Raw genomic sequence first — 3,458 nt, forward strand, 5'->3', positions numbered from 1 at the left:
CGGTGGTATCGTCGGATGCTGCACGGATGTCGGCCTGCCAGCGACCAAGCGCCGACGGGCAAATTTCAGATCCAAGACCGGAGCGCATGGATATGGCCGGCATCGCCGGCAGGTCACGAACGGTCATGCCGCTTTCCTTTCCTCGCGCTCTTCGATCAGCCAGGCACGCAGCGCATTGCGCACCGAGTTCGCGTCACTTTGCTGCTTTCCGATCTGGTCAAGAGGCACCAGGGCGGACTGGACGGTGAGAACGTCGCCGCCCGGCTTGGGCGCCAGATTGTCGAGCTTTCGCAACTCGTCCCGGGTGCGCAGTCCGTTCTGCGCCAGCGACGACATCAGCGCGGCACGGCCGGCGCTGTCGGCGCGGAGGAGCCCCTCGAAGTTGAATTCGAAATAGATGCCGGCGGCCCTGTCGGTCGGCGTGACCAGGCGCGTGTTTACGGCTGATTCGATGCGCTTTAGGTAGGCCCGCAGACCAAGGATCAGCCAGCCGAGGATGATCTGTTCGACGCCGGAACCCCACATCGTCTGGCCTTCCGAGGCATGGCCGACGAGAATTGGCGGCACACCCATCCAGCGGCAGACATCTTCCACGGAGAAGCCGCGCGCCATGATCAGTTCGGCATCGCGAGGCGTGATGTTGAGCGACTGCCAATCGAAGCCCGGCGGCATGATGATGCCCGAGCCCTGGCCTTCGTGGCCCTCGAAAGGCTTGACGTAATTGTCCATGAACTGCTGGCGTTGATCCTTGTCCATCGTGACCGGCGGCTTCCAGAACCCGCTGTTGCGAAGGCCCTTGGAAAACAGCCGGGCGGACGCCCGTTCCGCCGAGATGGCTGCGCCAAGCGAACGAGCGGCATAGGCGACGGGCGAAAGCCCCTCGTCCTCGTCGTTGGGTGCGAATCCCTTGATGTGGAAGACCTTGTCTTTCGGCAGGTCTTCGTTCTTGCCGCGGTCATTGAACCTATAGAACAGCCGGTCCGACGAATCGCGCAGCGGTGTGGTGTTTTCGGCCTTCATCGGCTGCAGGGCCACCAGCCTGTCACCGATGAATTTTTTCTCGGCATACGAATTGCCGAAGTCGCAAAGCGGGGCGATACGCCCTTCCCAGAACTCCACCGCCGTCTGATCGGCATTCGGCGTGATCTGAAGGATCTCGTAGAGCCGATGGTCCTTTCGCGCCGTGCGCTGATCATTCGATGCTGTCGCGAAGACGCCGGCGGGCAAGGTGGAAATCGTCTCCGAGATCAGCCGCTTCGCCGCCCACCATGTCGACAGCTTCATGGCGCTGTCCGGCGTCACGTTCTGGCCGGAATCGTGGTCGAAGCCCCACATCATACGCCACTTGTCCAGATCGGAGGTGACGTTCAACCGGCCGGTGAGCCATTTCCAGATCGCCATCTACATCACCGCGGCCGGTTGTGAGAGCCATGAAGCAAGATCGACACGTGGCTTTGCCTCCGGGTTCCAGCTCATCAGGATCGCCGCGCAAAGCATGGCGATGACGGGATCGATCTTGGTCCGGCCGGCAGCCTGTTTGGTTGCCATGTTGCCGTTGCCCTTGACTTCGATTTTCACATTTCCGACCGACCAGGCCATCATGGCCGAGCCGTCATGGCTAATCGAATTGTCGCTCAACTTGTGCTCCAGGCCCCACAAGGCCGGAGACAATGCCGGACCCTGGCGCAGCCGGTGCAGCATCAGCCCTGTGATTTCCTTCAAGGCCAGCGCGTCGACGAAGGCGGCGATGTTGTTAGGATCGAAGCCGACCGCGTTCTTTTCAGGCAGCAGGCCGGCATCGAGCAGTCGTTCGGCAATCGCCGCGATTTTCGCCACATAGGCCGAAACCTCGCACAGCGTGAGCGAGCCTTCCTCGACGAAGCCGAGCAGCCGCGGCGCAATCTCCTTACGGATTTCAAGCACCTTCGGATGCGCGAATGCATGGGTCCAGACCAGCCAGCGTCGCGTCACCTTCTCGCGACCGATGACGCAGACGCCGAACAGATCGTCGAGACCGCCGCCATCGGCGCCGACCACGGCCACTTCAGAGCGCCGAATCAGCTCTTCCAGCGTCAGCGTCTCGTCGGCGCATTCTTCCCAATATTCGGCACCGCGCCAGCCGTCGCCGGCGATGCCGACGCCGATCTCGATATTGAGATGCTGGCTGGCCCAGATCTGTTCCGTCTCGGCTGTCGCCGAGCCGTTGTTCTCGTAGTCCTCGATCAGGCGCTGCGGGCTGATCGAGCGGCCGATGTTCGGCAGCAGGTATTTCCAGTGTTTGCGATCGCGCCAGAACGTCTGGTCGCGCTGCTGCTCGGGAGGAAACTCGTATAGGACCGGCAGCATGATCGGCGCCTGGCCGCCCCTGCCGTCGCGTATCTTGCGCGCCTTGTCGAGTTCCGTCTTCCAGATACCGGCCGGCTGTTCGTCCGACTGTGTCGTGATCATCAGCAGTTGGCCACCCTGCATGGTGATGCCGCCGCCCCTGATCTGCTGCATGACCGCCGCGGCCTTCGCTTTCTTGCCCAGCTCGTGCACCTCGTCGATGATCGTCAGGATCGGTATTTCGCCGGTGACGATCGAGGTGTCGAAGGATTTGACGTCGAGCTTCGTGCCGGTCTTGCGGCGCTCGATGCATTTCAGGTGATCCTGCACCTTGAAGATGGCATCGAGCCGAGGATCGAGCCTGATCATGCCCTGCGCCTGGTCGAAACACCGTTCCGAGATGTTCTGGCTGGGCGCGACGATCAGCATCTGTCGGTTCGGCGCTTCCTCCATGAACAGCGCGGTCAGGCCGAGGGCGGCGACATAGGTCGTCTTCGAATTCTTCTTGGGAACCATGCAAAGCAGTTCCCAGACCAGGCGCTGCTTGGTGTCCGGATCCTCGCTCGCCAGGAAGGCGCACAGGATATCGCGGAACCATTCGCCACAGGCCTCAGACAGCGGCGGATTGCCGGGCACGTCTGGCAGCTTCAGCCTGTTGAAGAAAGCCAGCGCCTTGGCCGCCTTCTCCTGGTTGAGCGGGACATCGGCCATTGGCGTCTGTCCGGCCTTGATACGCTCCCACCAATCTGGACAGGCGAACCGCGGCAACGCCTCAATGGCGAGCATTTTGCGCGGCTGCTTCGCTTTCGAGCTCGGCCATCAGATCGGCGTCTGCGGCATGGGCGCGCTGCTCGTCGATCATCTTCTTGCCAACCTTGTCTTTCGATGCCGCCGGCTGGTCGCTGCCCTTGCCCATGGAAGCCTCGATCGTCATGCGGTCGTTGCGGTCGATCATGGCGCCGAGTTCACGCAAGGCCGTGACGTTGCCGGCATTGGCTTGCTCGAGGGCGATCTCAAACCGCCTGGCATCGAGCCGATCGCGCATTGCGTCGCGCTCTTTCATGTCGGCTCTAAAATACCGCTTCAACGTCGCCGGCGAGATGCCAAGAGCGTTGGCGATCCGGATGTTGACC

3 protein-coding genes are annotated in these 3,458 nt (G+C 62.1%); all 3 read right to left on the reverse strand.

Annotated elements, in window-relative coordinates; translation table 11 throughout:
- Window positions 1-123: 123 nt before the first annotated feature.
- Window positions 124-1,401 (reverse strand): phage portal protein, encoded by a 1,278-nt coding sequence (locus tag EN964_RS29195; protein ID WP_127266776.1) that lies wholly within the window; start codon window positions 1,399-1,401, stop codon window positions 124-126.
- Window positions 1,402-3,036, reverse strand: a complete 1,635-nt coding sequence (locus EN964_RS29200) for a terminase TerL endonuclease subunit (protein ID WP_236383317.1) — start codon at window positions 3,034-3,036, stop codon at window positions 1,402-1,404.
- A gap of 61 nt (window positions 3,037-3,097) precedes the next feature.
- Window positions 3,098-3,458 (reverse strand): hypothetical protein (locus tag EN964_RS29205; RefSeq protein WP_127277053.1); only part of this gene is annotated, 361 nt, incomplete at its 5' end.

It is taken from the genome of Mesorhizobium sp. M7A.F.Ca.CA.001.10.2.1 (assembly GCF_003998575.1).
Taxonomy (GTDB): Bacteria; Pseudomonadota; Alphaproteobacteria; order Rhizobiales; family Rhizobiaceae; genus Mesorhizobium.